The organism is Variovorax sp. 3319 (genome assembly GCF_031456585.1).
GTDB lineage: Bacteria > Pseudomonadota > Gammaproteobacteria > Burkholderiales > Burkholderiaceae_C > Variovorax > Variovorax paradoxus_P.
Map to the genome: position 1 here is coordinate 41,530 of NZ_JAVDUZ010000013.1, position 17,957 is coordinate 59,486.

General features: G+C 63.6%; 15 protein-coding genes. All 15 read left to right on the plus strand.

Annotation, left to right across the window (positions count from 1 at the left end; all coding sequences use genetic code 11):
* Positions 1-23 precede the first annotated feature (23 nt).
* The 15 genes from J2X67_RS23655 to J2X67_RS23725 all read left to right on the plus strand — a co-directional run bounded on the left by J2X67_RS23655 (position 24) and on the right by J2X67_RS23725 (position 17,884).
* Positions 24-1,667 (plus strand): 3-(methylthio)propionyl-CoA ligase, encoded by a 1,644-nt coding sequence (locus tag J2X67_RS23655; RefSeq protein ID WP_309957074.1) that lies wholly within the window; start codon positions 24-26, stop codon positions 1,665-1,667.
* 151 nt (positions 1,668-1,818) lie between these two features.
* Positions 1,819-3,048 (plus strand): branched-chain amino acid ABC transporter substrate-binding protein, encoded by a 1,230-nt coding sequence (locus J2X67_RS23660; protein ID WP_309957076.1) that lies wholly within the window; start codon positions 1,819-1,821, stop codon positions 3,046-3,048.
* 201 nt (positions 3,049-3,249) lie between these two features.
* Positions 3,250-4,491 (plus strand): branched-chain amino acid ABC transporter substrate-binding protein, encoded by a 1,242-nt coding sequence (locus J2X67_RS23665; RefSeq protein WP_309957078.1) that lies wholly within the window; start codon positions 3,250-3,252, stop codon positions 4,489-4,491.
* 77 nt (positions 4,492-4,568) lie between these two features.
* Positions 4,569-5,522, plus strand: coding sequence for a branched-chain amino acid ABC transporter permease (locus tag J2X67_RS23670; protein WP_281150758.1), 954 nt, complete (start codon positions 4,569-4,571; stop codon positions 5,520-5,522).
* Positions 5,523-5,526: 4 nt separating this feature from the next.
* Entirely contained in the window at positions 5,527-6,834 is a 1,308-nt protein-coding gene (locus tag J2X67_RS23675; protein WP_309957080.1) for a branched-chain amino acid ABC transporter permease, read from the plus strand.
* Complete coding sequence (locus tag J2X67_RS23680) at positions 6,835-7,611, plus strand: ABC transporter ATP-binding protein (protein ID WP_309957082.1); 777 nt, start codon at positions 6,835-6,837, stop codon at positions 7,609-7,611. It abuts the gene before it with no gap.
* Position 7,612: 1 nt separating this feature from the next.
* Positions 7,613-8,308, plus strand: a complete 696-nt coding sequence (locus J2X67_RS23685) for an ABC transporter ATP-binding protein (RefSeq protein WP_309957084.1) — start codon at positions 7,613-7,615, stop codon at positions 8,306-8,308.
* 151 nt (positions 8,309-8,459) lie between these two features.
* Positions 8,460-10,565 carry a 3-hydroxyacyl-CoA dehydrogenase NAD-binding domain-containing protein gene (locus J2X67_RS23690; protein ID WP_309957086.1) on the plus strand — a complete coding sequence of 702 codons (2,106 nt, stop codon included), beginning with the start codon at positions 8,460-8,462 and terminating at the stop codon, positions 10,563-10,565.
* A gap of 22 nt (positions 10,566-10,587) precedes the next feature.
* Positions 10,588-12,063 (plus strand): M20 family peptidase, encoded by a 1,476-nt coding sequence (locus tag J2X67_RS23695; protein WP_309957088.1) that lies wholly within the window; start codon positions 10,588-10,590, stop codon positions 12,061-12,063.
* Between the two features lie 43 nt (positions 12,064-12,106).
* A complete protein-coding gene (locus J2X67_RS23700) occupies positions 12,107-13,282 on the plus strand; it encodes an acetyl-CoA C-acyltransferase (RefSeq protein WP_309957090.1) in 1,176 nt (391 codons plus the stop codon).
* Between the two features lie 141 nt (positions 13,283-13,423).
* On the plus strand, positions 13,424-15,277 hold the full coding sequence (locus J2X67_RS23705) for an acyl-CoA dehydrogenase (protein ID WP_309957092.1): 1,854 nt from the start codon (positions 13,424-13,426) through the stop codon (positions 15,275-15,277).
* A gap of 2 nt (positions 15,278-15,279) precedes the next feature.
* Complete coding sequence (locus J2X67_RS23710) at positions 15,280-15,519, plus strand: hypothetical protein (RefSeq protein ID WP_309957094.1); 240 nt, start codon at positions 15,280-15,282, stop codon at positions 15,517-15,519.
* 41 nt (positions 15,520-15,560) lie between these two features.
* Positions 15,561-16,355, plus strand: a complete 795-nt coding sequence (locus tag J2X67_RS23715; protein WP_309957095.1) for an SDR family oxidoreductase — start codon at positions 15,561-15,563, stop codon at positions 16,353-16,355.
* A 12-nt stretch (positions 16,356-16,367) separates the two neighbouring features.
* On the plus strand, positions 16,368-16,829 hold the full coding sequence (locus J2X67_RS23720) for a PaaI family thioesterase (protein WP_309957097.1): 462 nt from the start codon (positions 16,368-16,370) through the stop codon (positions 16,827-16,829).
* A gap of 38 nt (positions 16,830-16,867) precedes the next feature.
* Positions 16,868-17,884: an NADP-dependent oxidoreductase gene (locus tag J2X67_RS23725; RefSeq protein WP_309957099.1), complete on the plus strand. Its 1,017-nt coding sequence runs from the start codon at positions 16,868-16,870 to the stop codon at positions 17,882-17,884.
* The last annotated feature ends 73 nt before the right edge of the window (positions 17,885-17,957 follow it).

The following is a 17,957-nucleotide window of genomic DNA, read 5'->3' on the forward strand; positions in this document are numbered from 1 at the left end:
TCATTTCCTTTAGGAGTCCGTAGATGCTGGGTTTGATGCAAGACCAACCGCTTTTGATCTCGTCGCTGATCGAGTTTGCCGAGCGCCACAACGGCGACGGTGAAATCGTCTCGCGCCGGGTCGAGGGCGATATCCACCGCACCACGTGGGGCGGCATCGCATCGCGTGCCCGGCAGGTTGCCAACGCGCTGGACGGCGAGCAGTTGCTGTTCAGCGACCGCATTGCCACGCTGGCCTGGAACGGCTACCGCCACCTGGAGCTCTACTACGGCGTGAGCGGCAGCGGCCGCGTGCTGCACACCATCAACCCCCGCCTGCACCCCGACCAGATCGCCTGGATTGCCAACCATGCCGAAGACCAGATCCTGTGCTTCGACCTGAGCTTTCTGCCGCTGGTGCAGGCGGTGCACGCCAAGTGCCCCACCATCCGGAAATGGATTGCACTTTGTGATGCCGACAAGGTTCCTGCCGACAGCGGCGTTCCAAACCTCGTGAGCTACGAGGCCTGGATGGGCTCGCAACCGACCGGGTACGAATGGCCGACCTTCGACGAAAACTCGGCCTCGAGCATGTGCTACACGAGCGGCACCACAGGCAACCCCAAGGCCGCGCTCTACAGCCACCGCTCGACCATGCTGCACGCCTACGCCGCGGCGCTGCCCGACGTGATGCGCCTTTCGGCACAAGACTCGGTGCTGCCGGTGGTGCCCATGTTCCACGTCAACGCCTGGGGTATTCCTTACTCGGCGGCGCTGGTGGGCTGCAAGGTGGTGTTCCCCGGCCCGGCACTCGACGGCAAATCGGTGTTCGAGCTGATCGAATCCGAAGGCGTCACCTTTGCGGCCGGCGTGCCCACCGTGTGGCAGATGATGCTCGGCCACATGCAGGCCAACAGCCTGAAGTTCAGCAAGCTCAACCGCACCGTCATCGGCGGCTCCGCCTGCCCGCCGGCCATGATCACGGCGTTCCAGGAGAAGTACAACGTCGAGGTGCTGCATGCCTGGGGCATGACCGAGATGAGCCCGCTCGGCACGCTGTGCACGCTCAAGAACAAGCACCTGTCGCTGCCGCCCGATGCGCAACTGCAAATCCGCATGAAGCAGGGCCGCGCCATCTTCGGTGTGGACATGAAGATCGTCGACGGCAACGGCAAGGAACTGCCCTGGGATGGCAAGGCCTTTGGCGACCTGCTGGTCAAGGGGCCGTGGATCGTCAAGGAATACTTCAAGGGCGAGGGCGGCGATCCGCTCATTCGCGACGAGCAGGGCCGCGGCTGGTTTCCCACCGGCGACGTTGCCACCATCGACGCCGAGGGCTACCTGCAGATTACCGACCGCAGCAAGGACGTGATCAAGTCCGGCGGCGAGTGGATCAGCTCCATCGAGATCGAGAACATCGCCGTTGCGCATCCGGCCGTGGCCATGGCTGCCTGCATCGGCGTGTACCACCCCAAGTGGGACGAGCGGCCGATCATCGCGGTCGTGAAGAAGCCCAACGCGGAAGTTGCACGCGAAGAACTGCTGAAGTTCTACGAAGGCAAGACTGCCAAGTGGCAAGTGCCAGACGACGTGGTGTTCGTCGATGCCATTCCAATCGGTGCGACCGGAAAGATCCTCAAGACCCGGCTGCGCGAAATGCTGAAGGACTACAAGCTGCCGACCGCCTGACGCATCGTCCGAGCCCCGCCGCACTGTCGCGCACGCGATAGCAAGGCCGCTTCGGCGGCCTTCCTTCCGGGCAATCCCTGTGCGGCGGAGAAAAGGGCGCTTGTACGCTGGCATCCCCCTTCATACCCGCCATTCATCCAGGAGACTCTTCATGCAATTTGCCGTCAAGTCCGTAGCAGCTTGTGCCATGCTGGTGAGCGCCGCCGGCGCGTTTGCGCAGAAGGGCGAAACGGTCAAGATCGCCTGGCTTGATCCTCTGTCGGGGCTGATGGCCGCGGTTGGCACCAACCAGCTCAAGACCACGCAGTTTCTGGCTGAAGAGTTCAACAAGAAGAATGCCTCGGGCGTGAAGTTCGAGATCATTGCAATCGACAACAAGCTCAGCCCGCAAGAGACCACCGCTGCGTTGCGCTCGGCGCAAGACCAGGGTGCGCGTTACATCACCCAGGGCAACGGCTCCGGCCCCGCGCTCGCAATCATCGACGCCGTCGAAAAGAACAACGCGCGCAATCCAGGCAAGGAACTGCTCTACCTGAACTATGCGGCGGTCGACCCCGACCTCACCAACAGCAAGTGCAGCTACTGGCACTTTCGCCTGGATGCCGACACCTCCATGAAGATGGAGGCACTGACCACCTGGATGAAGGACCAGGCCGACATCAAGAAGGTCTACATCCTCGGGCAGAACTACGCGCACGGGGTGCAGGTGTCCAAGTTCGCCAAGGAGAACCTCAAGACCAAGCGCCCCGACATCCAGATCGTGGGCGACGACCTGCACCCGCTTGCCCAGGTACGCGACTTCTCGCCCTACATTGCCAAGATCAAGGCATCGGGCGCCGACACCGTCATTACCGGCAACTGGGGCTCCGACCTGTCGCTGCTCATCAAGGCGGCCAACGACTCGGGCCTGGACGTCAAGTTCCTCACTTACTACGCACCCGGCGCCGGCACGCCCACGGCCATGGGAGCCACGTCGGCCGGCAAGGTCTACACCGTGGCCTATGCCCACTACAACATGGGCGGCGAGATCCAGAAGCTGCTCGCCGGCTACAAGAAGAAGATGAACGACGACCTCACGCAGTCGTCGATCTATCACACGTTCGCGCTGCTCGATGCCGCCTTCGTGCAGACCAAGTCGACCGACCCCGTCAAGGTTGCGGCCGCGCTCGAGGGCATGAAGATCAAGAGCTTCAACGGCGAGGTCGAGATGCGCAAGGCCGACCACCAGCTGCAGCAAGGCCTCTATATCTCGCGCTGGGAGAAAGCCAGCGCCAAGTACCCCTATGACGCCGAGAACACCGGCTACACCAACGTTCCCGTGAAGTACTTCGAGTCGTATGTGGCCAGCACGCCAACGACCTGCCAGATGAAGCGCCCCTGAGCGTCTTTGTAAACGCATTTCCTACTCGTGGGTAGAAGCGCTCTACCCGTGGGTAGCAATTGGAGAAATGCGCTGTCGCCTGCGCGATAGAAACGGGCCTTTGCGGCCACCCCCTCCGGGCATTCCCTGAGGGGAGGGGCAGTGAACGCTTGTACGCTCGTGCAAGGCTTTTTGATTCGGTTTGACCAGGAGATATAGATCGTGAAGTTCGCTCTGAAAATCGCTACCGCAGCCATCCTTGCCGCAAGTGCCACAGGCGCCCTGGCCCAGAAGGGTGAAACCGTCAAAATCGCGTGGCTCGACCCGCTCTCGGGCCTGATGGCCGCGGTGGGCACCAACCAGCTCAAGACCTTCCAGTTCCTGGCCGAAGAATTCAACAAGAAGAATGCGGCCGGCGTGAAGTTCGAAGTCATCGGCATCGACAACAAGCTCAGCCCGCAAGAAACCACCGCCGCACTGCGCTCCGCCATGGACCAGGGCGCCCGCTACGTGGTGCAGGGCAACGGCTCGGGCCCCGCGCTCGCCATCATCGACGCGCTCGAAAAGCACAACGCCCGCAACCCGGGCAAGGAAGTGCTGTACATCAACTATGCGGCGGTCGACCCCGACCTTACCAACAGCAAGTGCAGCTACTGGCACTTCCGCCTCGATGCCGACACCTCCATGAAGATGGAAGCGCTGACCACCTTCATGAAGGACCAGCCGGACATCAAGAAGGTCTACCTCATCAACCAGAACTACTCGCACGGCCAGCAGGTGTCCAAGTTCGCAAAGGACAACCTCAAGGCCAAGCGCCCCGACGTCGAAGTGGTAGGCGACGACCTGCACCCGCTCGCTCAGGTGCGCGACTTCGCGCCGTACATCGCCAAGATCAAGGCTTCGGGCGCCGACACCGTCATTACCGGCAACTGGGGTTCCGACCTGGCGCTGCTCATCAAGTCGGCCAACGACTCGGGCCTGAACGTCAAGTTCTACACCTACTACGCCGTCACCAACGGCACGCCAACCGCCATGGGCGCGGCCTCCGACGGCAAGGTGTACCAGGTGGGCTACAGCCACTACAACGCCCCGGGCCCGGTCCAGCCGCTCATGGGCGAGTTCAAGAAGCGCTTCAACGACGACATGTACACCACCGACATCTACACGGTGTACGCCATGCTGAGCGAAGCCTTCGTGCGCACCAAGTCGACCGAGCCTGTCAAGGTTGCGGCCGCCATGGAAGGCATGAAGTTCAAGAGCTTCAACGGCGACGTCGAAATGCGCAAGGCCGACCACCAGCTGCAGCAGGGCCTCTGGATCACGCGCTGGCAGAAGGCCGACGCCAAGAACCCGTACAGCCCCGAGAACACCGGCTACACGCTGGCACCGGTCAAGTACTACGAGGCGTATGTCTCGAGCACGCCCACGTCGTGCCAGATGAAGCGGCCCGGCAGCGCCTCTTGACCGCTTCGGTCGCCTGACCGGTCGAGGCCCGACTTCAACACTCGGGCCTCTTTCTTTTTCACGCACCCGAAAGACCGATGAACGTCGAATTCTTCGTCATCTCGCTGCTCAACGGCGTGAGCTACGGCTTGCTGCTGTTCATGCTGAGCTCTGGCCTAACGCTGATCTTCAGCATGATGGGCGTGCTCAACTTTGCGCACGCCAGCTTCTACATGCTCGGCGCCTACATTGCCTACACGCTGTCGGGCATCATCGGCTTCTGGCCGGCGCTGTTCATTGCGCCGCTGCTGGTGGGCCTCCTGGGCGCCGCGTTCGAGCGCTACAGCCTGCGCCGGGTCCACAAGTTCGGCCACGTGCCCGAACTGCTCGTGACCTTCGGCCTGTCTTATCTCATCCTTGAAGTGGTGCAGCTTGCCTGGGGCCGCTCCACCGTGCCCTATGGCCTGCCGCCGCAACTGCAGGGGCCGCTTTTCTCGCTGTACGGCACGCAGTTTCCGAAGTCCCGCTCGTTCATCATGCTGGTGGCCGTGCTCATGCTCATCTCGGTGTGGCTGTTGCTCACGCGCACGCGCATCGGCCTGGTCATCCAGGCGGCGCTCAAGCACCCCGACATGGTCGAGGCTCTGGGCCACAACGTGCCGCGCGTGTTCATGCTGGTGTTTGGCGGCGGCGCTGCGCTGGCAGGCCTTGCGGGTGTGGTGGGCGGCAACACCTACGTGACCGAGCCTGCAATGGCGGCCTCGGTAGGCTCCATCATCTTCGTGGTGGTGGTGGTCGGCGGCATGGGGTCGCTGGCGGGAGCGTTTCTGGCGTCGCTGCTCATCGGCATCATCCAGACCTTTGCGGTTGCCATGGACCAGTCGCTGGCCACGGGGCTGCGCGCCATCGGCATGACCGTGACAGACCAGACCTTCGGCTACGAGCTGCTCAAGCTCACGATCTCGCAGGTTGCGCCGATCCTGCCGTACCTGTTCCTGGTGCTGATCCTCATCTTCAGGCCCAAGGGTCTTCTTGGAACCCGGGAGGACTGACGCCATGACCACAGCAACTTCTACACAGTACTACCGCTTCAAGCCCTGGAACATCGGGCGCTACCTGGTCTGGACGCTCTTCGCCATTGTGCTGATCGTCTCGCCGCTCTTGTTCAAGAGCAGCCTGGCGCTCACCATGCTCTCGCAGATGGGCTATCTCATCATCATCTGCCTGAGCTACAACATCCTGCTGGGGCAGGGCGGCATGCTGAGCTTCGGCCATGCGGTGTATGTGGGCCTTGGTTCGTTCCTGGCCATTCATGCAATGAACATGGGTGCAAAGGGCGGCCTGCAGATTCCGCTGGTGCTCATTCCGCTGGTGGGCGGACTGTCCGGCATGTTCTTCGCAGTGATCTTCGGCTTTGTGACCACCAAGAAGTCGGGCACCACCTTCGCGATGATCACCATGGGCATCGGCGAGCTGGTGGCCTCCATGGCGCTCATGTTCCCGAGCTTCTTCGGCGGCGAAGGCGGCATTACCACCGACCGCGTGTACGGGCCGACCTTCTTCGGCTTCAACTTTGGCCCGCAGATCCAGGTGTATTACCTGATCGCCGCGTACTGCTTCGTTTGCACCGCGCTGATGTACGCCTTTACCGGCACGCCGCTCGGCCGCATGCTGAACGCGGTGCGCGACAACCCCGAGCGCGTGGAGTTCATCGGCTACAACACGCAGCGCGTGCGCTACTTCGCGTTCATCATCGCGGGCTTCTTCGCCGGCATTGGCGGCGGGCTTGCCTCGATCAACTTCGAGATCGTGAACGCGGCCGACAGCCTCAACGCCATCCGCTCGGGCGGCTACCTGCTGTTCACCTTCCTTGGCGGCGCGGTGTTCTTCTTCGGGCCGATCATCGGTGCGGTGCTGCTGGTGTTCGCGTCGATCCTGCTGTCCGAGCTGTCGAAGGCCTGGCAGCTGTACTTCGGCCTGGTTTTCGTCTTCATGGTGATGTTCGCGCCCGGCGGCATCGCAAGCCTGGTAATGATGAACCTGCGCGTTGCCAAGTTCGGCAAGTTCGACCGCTTCTGGCTGCTGTACCTTGCACTTGCAGTGGCGCTGGTGCCGGTGGTCATTGGCGCGGCTGCGCTCATCGAAATGATCTACCACATCCAGCTGAACGCAGCGATGGGGCCGACGCTGAACTTCTTCGGCGTGGCGCTCGACACCGCGGGCGTGGGCAGCTGGCTCGGCGCCGTGGCCATCCTGGCCGTGGGCCTGGGTGCGCTCGAGGTGGCGCGACGCCGCTTCGTGCGCGTGTGGGGCCAGGCGCAAGAAGAAATCGAAGCAGAAATCAAACGTCGGGAGGCGGCGTAAATGAGCGCGCAACATGCACTGGAACTGAAAGCGCTGCGCAAGAATTTCGGCAAGACCGAGATCATTCGCGGCGTCGACCTCGCGGTGAATGCCGGCGAGCGCGTGGCCATCATCGGCCCCAATGGGGCGGGCAAGTCGACGCTCTTCAACCTCATCAGCGGGCGCCTCGCGCCCACCAGCGGCGAGGTGCTCTTGAACGGCGAGCGCATCGACGGCAAGAAACCGTATGAGATCAACCGTCTGGGCCTTTCGCGCAGCTTCCAGATCACCAACATCTTCCCCAAGCTGAGCGTGTTCGAAAACCTGCGCTGCGGCGTGCTGTGGAGCCTTGGCTACAAGTACACCTTTCTGCGTTTTCTTTCCAACCTGGACGATGCGAATGCGCGCACCGAACAGCTCATCAAGCAGATCGGCCTGGAGCGCAAGCGCGACGTGCAGGCGGTGAACCTCACCTATGCCGAACAGCGCGCGCTCGAAATTGGCGTAACCATTGCGGGCGGCGCCAACGTCATCTTGCTGGACGAGCCCACGGCGGGCATGAGCAAGACCGAGACCTCGCATTTCATTTCGCTCATCAAGCACGTCACCGTCGGCAAGACGCTGCTGACCGTGGAGCACGACATGGGGGTTGTCTTTGGCCTTGCCGACAAGATTGCGGTGGTGGTGTATGGCGAAGTGATTGCCTTCGATACCCCGGCCGCGGTGCGTGCGAATGCGCGCGTGCAGGAGGCCTACCTGGGCTCTTCGGTAGCCGATGCTCAAGGCCAGGGACACTGACATGCTGAAGCTTCACGACATTCACGCCTACTACGGCAAGAGCCATGTGCTGCATGGTGTTTCCTTCGAGGTTGGCGCCGGCGAGATCGTTGCGCTCCTGGGCCGCAACGGCTCGGGCCGCTCGACCACCGCCAAGGCCATCATGGGCCTGGTGCATGCCGAAGGCACGCTGCGCTGGAAAGACCAGGACATTCTTCGCAAGAAGGCCTACGAAATTGCGCACCTCGGCATTGGCTACGTGCCCGAGAACCGCGACATCTTTCCCAAGCTCACCGTGCACCAGAACCTGCTGCTCGGGCAAAAGGGTTCGGGCAAGGGCAGCCGATGGTCCTTCGACGACATGTACGGCATGTTCCCGCGCCTGAAGGAACGCCAGCACACCGAGGCTGGCGTGCTCTCGGGCGGCGAGCAGCAGATGCTCACGCTGTGCCGCACGCTCATGGGCGACCCCGACCTCATCATCATCGACGAGCCGACCGAAGGCCTCGCGCCGAAGATCGTCGAACTGGTGGGGCAGTACCTGAAGACGCTCAAGGACAAGGGCATTTCGGTACTGCTGATCGAGCAGAAGCTCACTATTGCCATGCAGATCTCCGACCGTGCGCTGGTCATGGGCCACGGCAGCATCGTGTTCGACGGCACACCCGACAGCCTGCGCGCCGACGCCACCACCCGCAAAGAGTGGCTGGAGGTCTGAAGAAGCCCTCCGAGGATCCGGGCCGCGCCCCGGATCCTCTTGTCCCAACAGCGACTGCGTGCCATTGTTGAGCCACGCGAAAAGCCTAGAATCCCCGAAAAAGAACACTCGTGCTTTTTCTTCTTTTTCTTCATACACCAAGGAACGCAGCATGACGGCTGAATACAAAGTGCTCGGCGATGTCGCCGTGATCACACTGACCAACCCGCCGGTCAACGGTCTCGGTTTCTCGACCCGCATCGGCATTACCGATGGCCTGTCGAAGGCCAATGCCGACGACGCCGTCAAGGCCATCGTCATCACCGGCGCCGGCAAGGCGTTCTCTGGCGGCGCAGACATCAAGGAGTTCGGCACGCCCAAGGCACTGCAAGAGCCCAACCTGCTGAGCGTGATCTTGGCGCTCGAAGCTTCGCCCAAGCCCATCGTCGCGGCCATCCATTCGGTGTGCATGGGCGGTGGCCTCGAGCTTGCGCTGGGTTGCCACTACCGCGTGGCGGCTCCGGGCACCAGCATTGCGCTGCCTGAAGTCAAGCTGGGCCTTATTCCGGGTGCCGGCGGCACGCAGCGCCTGCCGCGCGTGCTGGGTGTGGAAACCGCGCTCAACATGATCGTGAGCGGCGAGCCCGTCAAGAGCGAACTGCTCGCCGGCCTGCCGGGCCAGAAACTGTTCGACAGGCTCGCGGCCTCGCCCGAATCGGTCTTCGAAGAAGCAGTGGCTTTTGCGAAGAGCGTGGCCGGCAAGACGGGCGACGCACTGCCGCTGGTGCGCAACCTGCCGTGCAAGCATCCGCAGGGCGATGCGTACTTCCAGTTCGCCAAGAACATGGTCGGCGGCATGTCGAAGAACTACCCCGCGCCGCTGCAATGCGTTGAGGCCGTGCAGGCTGCCACCAAGATGAAGTTCGACGCCGGCATGGCCGAAGAACGCCGCATCTTCACTTCGCTGATGTTCACGCCCGAGTCGCTCGCGCTGCGCCACCTGTTCATGGCCGAGCGCGCCGCCTCCAAGATTCCCGACGTGGCCGACGACACGCCCAAGCGAGAGATCAAGTCGGTCGGTGTGATTGGTGCGGGCACCATGGGCGGCGGCATTTCGATGAACTTCCTGAACGCGGGCATCCCCGTCAAGATTCTCGAGATGAAGCAGGAAGCGCTCGACCGCGGTGTTGCCACCATCAAGAAGAACTACGAGTCGCAGATCAAGAAGGGCAAGCTCAAGCAGGACAAGTACGAGCAGCGCATGGCGCTCCTGAGCACCACGCTGAGCTACGACGACCTGAAGGACGCCGACCTGATCATCGAAGCCGTGTTCGAGGAACTCGGCGTGAAAGAGAAAGTGTTCAAGGAGCTCGACCGCGTTGCCAAGAAGGGCGCCATCCTGGCTTCGAACACCTCCACGCTCGACGTCGACAAGATCGCATCGTTCACCGAGCGTCCGCAGGACGTGGTCGGCATGCACTTCTTCAGCCCTGCCAACGTGATGAAGCTGCTCGAAGTGGTGCGCGGCAAGCAAACGGGCAAGGAGATTCTGGCCACTGTCATGGACATCGGCAAGAAGATCAAGAAGACGGCCGTGGTCTCGGGCGTGTGCGACGGCTTCATCGGCAACCGCATGATCGAGCAGTACTCGCGTCAGGCGGGCTTTTTGCTCGATGAAGGCGCCACGCCGCAGCAGGTCGACAAGGCCATCGAGAAGTTCGGCTTTGCCATGGGTCCGTTCCGCATGGGCGACCTGGCCGGCAACGACATCGGCTGGGCCATTCGCAAGCGCCGTGCAGTGGAGCATCCGAACATGAAGTACAGCCGCACTGCCGACAAGCTGTGCGAACTGGGCCGCTTCGGCCAGAAGACCGGGGCAGGGTGGTACGACTACCAGGCCGGCAAGCGCGATGCGATTCCTTCGGATCTCGTCAACAAGATGATCGAAGACCACCGCAAAGAGCTGGGCATTGCGCCGCGCAAGATTTCCGACGAAGAAATCGTGCAGCGCCTGGTGTATGCGCTGGTCAACGAAGGCGCGCACATCCTGGAAGACGGCATTGCCTCGAAGGCGGGCGACATCGACATGGTGTACCTCACCGGCTACGGCTTTCCGATCTGGCGCGGCGGCCCGATGCACTACGCATCGCAAGTCGGCCTCTACAACGTGGCCGAAACCATGAAGCGCTTTGCCAAGAACCCGCGTGACGACGCCGAGTTCTGGCAGCCCGCGCCGCTCATCCAGAAGCTGGTGGCCGAAGGCAAGTCTTTCAGCTGATACACGGGAACGCCGACCGCCCATGTTGAAACGCATCTTTCTCGGCTTGCTGCTGGTACTTGTTGTGCTGGTGGCGGCCGTGGCGGTCAATACCTGGCGCACACCGTCGCAGCAACTGGCGGTAGCGCCCGCTCCCAAGCTCGAGATCGACGTGCAGGCCGCCGCCAGGCGGCTGGCCGGCGCAATTCCGATCCGCACTGTTTCCAGCCTTGACGATCCGGCCGCCAACCTGGCCGAGTTCGACAAGCTGCACGCCTACCTGGAGCAGCAGTTCCCCAAGGTCCACGCCACCCTCAAGAAGGAAGTGGTGGGCCAGAAGGCGCTGCTCTACACATGGGCCGGCACCGACGCGGCAGCCAGGCCCATCGCGCTCATGGCGCACCAGGACATGGTGCCCATTGCACCCGGCACCGAAAAGGCCTGGTCGGTCGACCCCTTCGCCGGCGAAGTCAAGGACGGTTTCGTCTGGGGCCGCGGCACGCTCGACAACAAGAGCAACCTGTTCGCGCAGATGGAAGCCATCGAGCTGCTGATCGGCAGTGGCTTCAAGCCCAGGCAGACCGTTTATCTTGTGATGGGCGACGACGAAGAGGTGAGCGGCCTGCGCGGTGCGCTGCCCATTGCAGAGCTGCTCAAGTCGCGCAACGTGCGCCTCGATTGGGTGCTCGACGAGGGCCTGCTCATTCTCGACGGCGTGCTGCCCGGCCTTTCGAAGCCGGCCGCACTCATCGGCCTGGCCGAGAAGGGCTACGGCACCTTCTTTCTTTCGCTCGACACCGCGCCCGGCCATTCGTCGATGCCGCCGCAGCGCAGCGCCATCGGCAGCATGAGCGCAGCGCTCGCGCGGCTCGAGGCCAACCCGATGCCCGGCGGCATCAAAGGCGTGGCCGCCCAGATGTTCGGCGCACTCGCGCCCGAGATGAGCGGCGTCAACCGCGTGATGCTTTCGAACCTGTGGCTCACCGAGCCGCTGGTGCGCAGCCAGCTGCAAAAGAGCCCGAGCAGCAATGCCATGCTGCGCACGACCACCGCGCTCACCATCGTTCGCGCCGGCAACAAGGACAACGTGCTGCCCGGCCGTGCCGAGGCGGCGGTCAACTTCCGTATCTTGCCGGGCGACACCATCGACAGCGTTGAGGCGCACCTGCGCAAGGCGCTCGGCAACGACGAGATCAAGATCAAGCGCTATCCCGGCAACTCCGAGCCTTCGCCCGTGTCGCCGACCGACAGCAACGGCTACCGCGCCATCCAGCAGGCGGTGCGCCAGTCGTTTCCTGATGTGGTGGTGGCGCCCGGCCTCATGACCGCCGCCACCGATTCGCGCCACTTCAGCCTGGTGAGCGACGCCGTCTACCGCTTTTCGCCGTTCCGCATGAAGAGCGAAGACCTGGCGCGCTTCCACGGCAACAACGAACGCCTGGCCATCTCCAACTACGGCGAGATGATCGGCTTCTATCACCAGCTCCTGCGCAACACCAACGCTGCGCCGGCGCAATGACGACAACGACCTCTTTTCCCTTCCATCTTCAAAGGACCTCACCATGACCAGCGCCGTCATCGTTTCCACTGCCCGCACGCCGCTCGCCAAGAGCTGGAAGGGTGCCTTCAACATGACGCACGGCGCCACGCTCGGCGGGCACGCGGTGCAGCACGCCATCTCGCGCGCCGGCATCGAAGCCGCCGAAGTCGACGACGTGATCATGGGCTGTGCAACGCCCGAAGGCGCCACCGGCTCCAACATTGCGCGCCAGATCGCGCTGCGCGCCGGCTGCCCCGTCACCACCTCGGGCATGACCATCAACCGCTTCTGCTCGTCGGGCCTGCAGACCATTGCCACCGCCGCCCAGCGCATCATTGCAGGCGAGGGCGAGGTTTACGTGGCCGGCGGCGTCGAGAGCATTTCGTGCGTGCAGAACGAAGCCAACAAGCACATGCTGGCCGACCCATGGCTGGTAAAGCACAAGCCCGAGATCTACTGGAACATGCTGCAAACGGCCGAGCAAGTCGCCAAGCGCTACAACATCGGCCGCGACGCCATGGACGAATACGGCGCCGCCAGCCAGCAGAAGGCCACCGCCGCACTCGAAGCCGGCCGCTTCAAGGACGAGATCGCCCCCATCACCGTGCTCGCCGGCGTGGCCGACCCCGTGATGGGCCTGCGCACCAAGGAAGTCACCGTCGAGAACGACGAAGGCATTCGCCCCGGCACCACCAAGGAAGGCATCAGCGGCATCCGCCCGGCACTGCCCGGCGGCCTCATTTCGGCTGGCAACGCCAGCCAGTTCTCCGACGGCGGCGGCGCCTGCGTGGTGGTCGACGAAAAGTACGCCCAGCAAAAGGGCCTCAAGCCGCTCGGCCGGTTCCTCGGCTTTGCCGTGGCGGGCTGCGAGCCCGACGAAATGGGCATCGGCCCGGTCTTTGCCATTCCGAAGGTGCTCAAGCGCCTGGGCCTCACGGTCAACGACATCGACCTGTGGGAGCTGAACGAAGCCTTTGCAGTGCAGGTGATCTACTGCCGCGACAAGCTGGGCATTCCGGGCGACCGCCTGAACGTGGACGGCGGCGCCATCGCCGTGGGCCACCCCTACGGCGTGAGCGGCCAGCGCCTCACGGGCCACGCGCTCATCGAAGGCAAGCGCCGCGGCGCGAAGAAGGTGCTGGTCACGATGTGCATCGGCGGCGGCATGGGCGCAGCAGGCGTCTTCGAAGTTCTCTGACTCTCCTCCGGCCGGCGGCGCATGGCGCGTCGCCGCCTTTGCCAATCTCCCGTTCTGGGGGCGACACCGGCGGGCCGGCTGAGCTGGTTCCGCGGTGTTCCTGGCACAGAACCCGCGATCCATTCACACCGAGATCCGATCATGAGCCTGCGTCCCACCCTCGACTTCCTGCTCTACGACTGGCTCGACGCGGAATCGCTGAGCCAGCGTGAGCGTTTTTCAGACCATTCGCGCGAAACCTTCGACGCGGTGCTCGACACCTGCGAGCGCATCGCACGCGAAAAGTACGCCCCGGCCAATCGCATCGTAGACACGCAGGAGCCGCATTTCGACGGCGAGAAAGTCGTGTTGCCGCGGGCAACCCACGATGCGCACAAGGCTTTTGTCGAATCCGGAATGATGAGCGCGGCGCAGGACTACGACATCGGCGGCATGCAGCTGCCCTACACGCTGCAGGCTGCAGCCAACAGCTTCTTTGCGATGGCGTCGGTGAGCATCGGCTCCAACATGCTGACGAGCGGCAACGCCAACCTGCTGATGGTGCACGGCACCGAGATGCAGAAAGAGGTGTTTGCCAAGAACGAATTTTCGGGGCGCTGGGCGGGCACCATGTGCCTCTCGGAGCCGCAGGCCGGTTCGTCGCTGAGCGACGTGGCCACGCGCGCCGTGCCCGATGGCGACAACTACCAGAACGATCCGCTCGGGCCACGCTTTCGGCTCACGGGCAACAAGATGTGGATCTCGGCGGGCGACCACGAGTTGACCGAGAACATCGTGCACATCGTGCTTGCCAAGATTCCGGATGCCAACGGCAAACTCGTGCCGGGCACGCGCGGCATCTCGCTGTTCATCGTTCCCAAGCGCATGGTGAACACAAAGGGCGAACTGACGGGCGAGCGCAACGACGTCGCCTTGGCCGGCCTCAACCACAAGCTCGGCTGGCGCGGCACCACCAACACGCTGCTGAACTTCGGCGAGGGCAAGTACCCGGTCGATGGCAAGGCGGGTGCGGTCGGTTACCTGGTCGGCGAGCCCGGCAAGGGCCTGCACTGCATGTTCCACATGATGAACGAGGCGCGTATCGGCGTCGGCACCGCGGCCACCATGCTCGGCATGGCCGGCTATTACGCCTCGCTCGAATATGCGAAGACCCGGCCGCAGGGCCGGCTCGTAAAAAAGGCGGAACAGCCCGGCACCGCAGTCGCAAAAGACTCGGCGAGCCCGCAGGTCCGCATCATCGAGCACGCTGACGTGCGCCGCATGCTGCTCGCACAGAAGGCGTACTGCGAAGGCGCCCTGGCGCTGGAGCTGTATTGCGCCCGCCTGGTCGACGAGCAGAAGACCGGTGGCGCACAGGCCGCCGACGACGCACGCCTGTTGCTCGAAGTGCTCACGCCCATTGCCAAGAGCTGGCCCAGCGAATGGTGCCTCGAGGCCAACTCGCTGGCCATTCAGGTGCATGGCGGCTACGGCTACACGCGCGACTTTCCGGTGGAGCAATACTGGCGCGACAACCGCCTGAACATGATCCACGAGGGCACCCACGGCATCCAGGCGGCCGACCTGCTGGGCCGCAAGGTGCTGATGGAAAAAGGCCGGGGCCTGCAGCTGCTGGCCGGCCGCATCACCGACACCATCAGCCGTGCGGCCGAGGTGCCGGCGCTTGCGGCGCACGCCCGGACATTGAAGGTGGCCCTGCAGCGCATCGGCACCGCAACCGAAGCCGCCTGGTCCACCGGCGACCCAGCCGATGCGCTGGCCAACGCGGTGCCCTACATGCAGGCGTTTGGCCACACCGTGCTGGCCTGGATCTGGCTGGACGTGGCACGGCGGGCACTCGAAATCGACGTGCAAAAGGCGAGGGCGGTAACAGCTGGCAAGATTGGAGCCACGGACTATTTCTTCCACTACGAGCTGCCGAAAATCGGTGCCTGGCTCAACGTGGTCGAAAGCCGCGATCCAACCTGTACAGCACTGCCAGAGGAAGCTTTTTGACAATGGCCAACGCCGCTCCCAACAACAACACCCCCACCCCCGCCAAGCCGCCCAAGCCGCACGCACGGCTCGAGAAGTGGATCTGGATCCTGATCTACGGCGGCCTGTTTGTCGTGATCCTGGGCATTGCCACCGGCCGCACCGAGCCGGCGCTCGGCTGGTCGATGGCCGTGCCCGGCGCGGTGGTCGCGCTCGTGGGCTTCGTGCTCATCTACGTGCGATCGCGGCTGGGCGACAAATAGCCGCCCCCACATCTGAACATCCTGAAAACCGGAGACACCCAATGACCCCTCGCACCACCAAGCAGCTGTTCGACCTTACCGGCAAGACCGCCCTCATTACCGGCGGCTCGCGCGGCCTTGGCCTGCAAATGGCGCATGCGCTGGGCGAGGCGGGCGCGAAGATCATGCTCAGCTCCCGCAAGGCCGAAGACCTGGAGCAAGCCGCGGCCGAGCTGCAATCGGCCGGCATCGACGCGCGCTGGATCGCCGCCGACTGCTCCAAGGAAGAAGACACGCGTCGCCTGGCCGATGAAACGCTGCAGCGCATGGGCGCCATCGACATCCTCGTGAACAACGCGGGTGCCAGCTGGGGCGCCCCGGCCGAGAGCCATCCGGTCGAGGCATGGGACAAGGTGATGAACCTCAACGTGCGCGGCTATTTCATCCTGTCGCAGCACGTGGCCAACGGCTACATGATCCCCAAGAAAACCGGCCGCATCATCAACATTGCATCCATTGCAGGCCTGAACGGCAACCCGCCCGAAATGCAGACGCTGGCCTACAACACCTCGAAGACGGCGGTGATCGGCTTCACGCGCACGCTGGCCGCCGAATGGGGCAAGTACAACATCAACGTGAACGCCATTTGCCCTGGCTTCTTCATGACGAAGATGGCCGCCGGCCTGATCAAGTCGCTCGGTGAGGAAAAGATGGCCTCGCATGCACCGCTCGGCCGGCTGGGCGACGAAGAAGACCTGAAGGGCCTGACGCTGCTGTACGCAAGCGATGCCGGCAAGCACATTACCGGCCAGTGGCTGGCGGTGGACGGCGGTGTCAGCGTGGTGCTCGGTGCGTAAGCTTGGTACGCAATGGCTGAAGATTCCACCGACATCAACATCCGCTCGTACACGAGCCAGATTCCGTTTGCGCGCCACCTGGGCTTCGAGCTCACCAGGTTCGAGGGTGGCGAATCCGAAATCGTCTACACCGCCAAGCCCGAGCACCTGAACACCTTCGACGTGACCCACGGCGGCGCCTGCATGACGCTGCTCGACATCACCATGGCGGCCGCAGCGCGCAGCGTGGCGCCCGAGACGGGCGTGGTCACCATCGAGATGAAGACCAGCTTCATGCAGCCGTCGGTCGGCCCGCTGCATGCGCGCGGCACGCTCATTCATCGCACCGCGACGCTGGCTTTTACCGAGGCCAAGATCTACGACGAGCAGGAGCGCGTGTGCGCCCATGCCACAGGCACCTTCAAGTACGTGAAGCGCCGCCTGCCGACAGGGCCCGCCAGCGCGAATGCGATGCGTCCGCCCTCGACCGACTGAATCGAACCAACGACCGACCGAATTCCCAGGAGCCATACATGCCCACCAACAAACAGATCCACCTCGACAACCGCCCCGATGGCGAAGCCGTTGCCAGCAACTTCAAGCTCGTGACTGCCGAAACGCCCGCGCTGGCCGACAACCAGGTGCTGGTGCGCCACCACTACATGAGCCTGGACCCGTACATGCGCGGCCGCATGAACGACTCCAAGAGCTATGCGCAGCCCCAGCCGCTCGGCCAGGTGATGCAGGGCGGCACCGCCGGTGAGGTGGTGGAAAGCAAACATCCCAAGTTCGCCCCCGGCGACAAGGTGGTGGGCTTTGGCGGCTGGCAGGAATACAGCGTCGTCGACGCATCGCAGCCCGGTGCGCTCAAGAAGGTCGACACCACGCACGTGCCGCTGTCGCATTACCTTGGCGCCGTCGGCATGCCGGGCGTTACTGCCTGGTACGGGCTGGTGAAGATCATTGCGCCCAAGGCCGGCGAGACGATGGTCGTTACCGCCGCCAGTGGTGCGGTGGGCAGCGCGTTCGGCGCGCTGGCCAAGGCGCGCGGCTGCAGGGTGGTCGGCATTGCGGGCGGGCCGGACAAGTGCAAGTACGTGACCGACGAGCTGGGCTTCGACGCCTGCATCGACTACCGCCAGCATCCCGATGTGAAGAGCATGAGCGCCGCTCTCAAGGAAGCCTGCCCGAACGGCATCGACGGCTACTTCGAGAACGTGGGCGGCTATATCTTCGACGCGGTGCTGCTGCGCGCAAATGCCTTCTCGCGCGTTGCGTTGTGCGGAATGATCGCGGGCTACGACGGACAGCCGCTGCCGCTGGCCAACCCGGCGCTCATTCTCATCAACCGCATGAAGATCGAAGGCTTCATCGTGAGCGAGCACATGGAAGTGTGGCCCGAGGCTTTGACCGAACTCGGCACGCTGGTGGCCACCGGCAAGCTAAAGCCGCGGGAATCGGTGGCGCAAGGCATCGCGGCCGCCCCCGAGGCCTTCCTGGGTTTGCTCAAGGGCAAGAATTTCGGCAAGCAACTCGTCAAGCTGGTCTAGGCTGCCGGGGGCCACGCCAGCGGCCCGGCAAGGCCGGCGCCGCGGTTTTTCTGGAACTCGTCCATCGGAGGTT

Coding starts and splice junctions, on each gene's coding strand:
- J2X67_RS23655 (WP_309957074.1), top strand. CDS start 24: ATGCTGGGTTTGATGCAAGACCAACCGCTTTTGATCTCGTCGCTGATC.
- J2X67_RS23660 (WP_309957076.1), top strand. CDS start 1,819: ATGCAATTTGCCGTCAAGTCCGTAGCAGCTTGTGCCATGCTGGTGAGC.
- J2X67_RS23670 (WP_281150758.1), top strand. CDS start 4,569: ATGAACGTCGAATTCTTCGTCATCTCGCTGCTCAACGGCGTGAGCTAC.
- J2X67_RS23675 (WP_309957080.1), top strand. CDS start 5,527: ATGACCACAGCAACTTCTACACAGTACTACCGCTTCAAGCCCTGGAAC.
- J2X67_RS23680 (WP_309957082.1), top strand. CDS start 6,835: ATGAGCGCGCAACATGCACTGGAACTGAAAGCGCTGCGCAAGAATTTC.
- J2X67_RS23685 (WP_309957084.1), top strand. CDS start 7,613: ATGCTGAAGCTTCACGACATTCACGCCTACTACGGCAAGAGCCATGTG.
- J2X67_RS23690 (WP_309957086.1), top strand. CDS start 8,460: ATGACGGCTGAATACAAAGTGCTCGGCGATGTCGCCGTGATCACACTG.
- J2X67_RS23695 (WP_309957088.1), top strand. CDS start 10,588: ATGTTGAAACGCATCTTTCTCGGCTTGCTGCTGGTACTTGTTGTGCTG.
- J2X67_RS23700 (WP_309957090.1), top strand. CDS start 12,107: ATGACCAGCGCCGTCATCGTTTCCACTGCCCGCACGCCGCTCGCCAAG.
- J2X67_RS23705 (WP_309957092.1), top strand. CDS start 13,424: ATGAGCCTGCGTCCCACCCTCGACTTCCTGCTCTACGACTGGCTCGAC.
- J2X67_RS23710 (WP_309957094.1), top strand. CDS start 15,280: ATGGCCAACGCCGCTCCCAACAACAACACCCCCACCCCCGCCAAGCCG.
- J2X67_RS23715 (WP_309957095.1), top strand. CDS start 15,561: ATGACCCCTCGCACCACCAAGCAGCTGTTCGACCTTACCGGCAAGACC.
- J2X67_RS23720 (WP_309957097.1), top strand. CDS start 16,368: ATGGCTGAAGATTCCACCGACATCAACATCCGCTCGTACACGAGCCAG.
- J2X67_RS23725 (WP_309957099.1), top strand. CDS start 16,868: ATGCCCACCAACAAACAGATCCACCTCGACAACCGCCCCGATGGCGAA.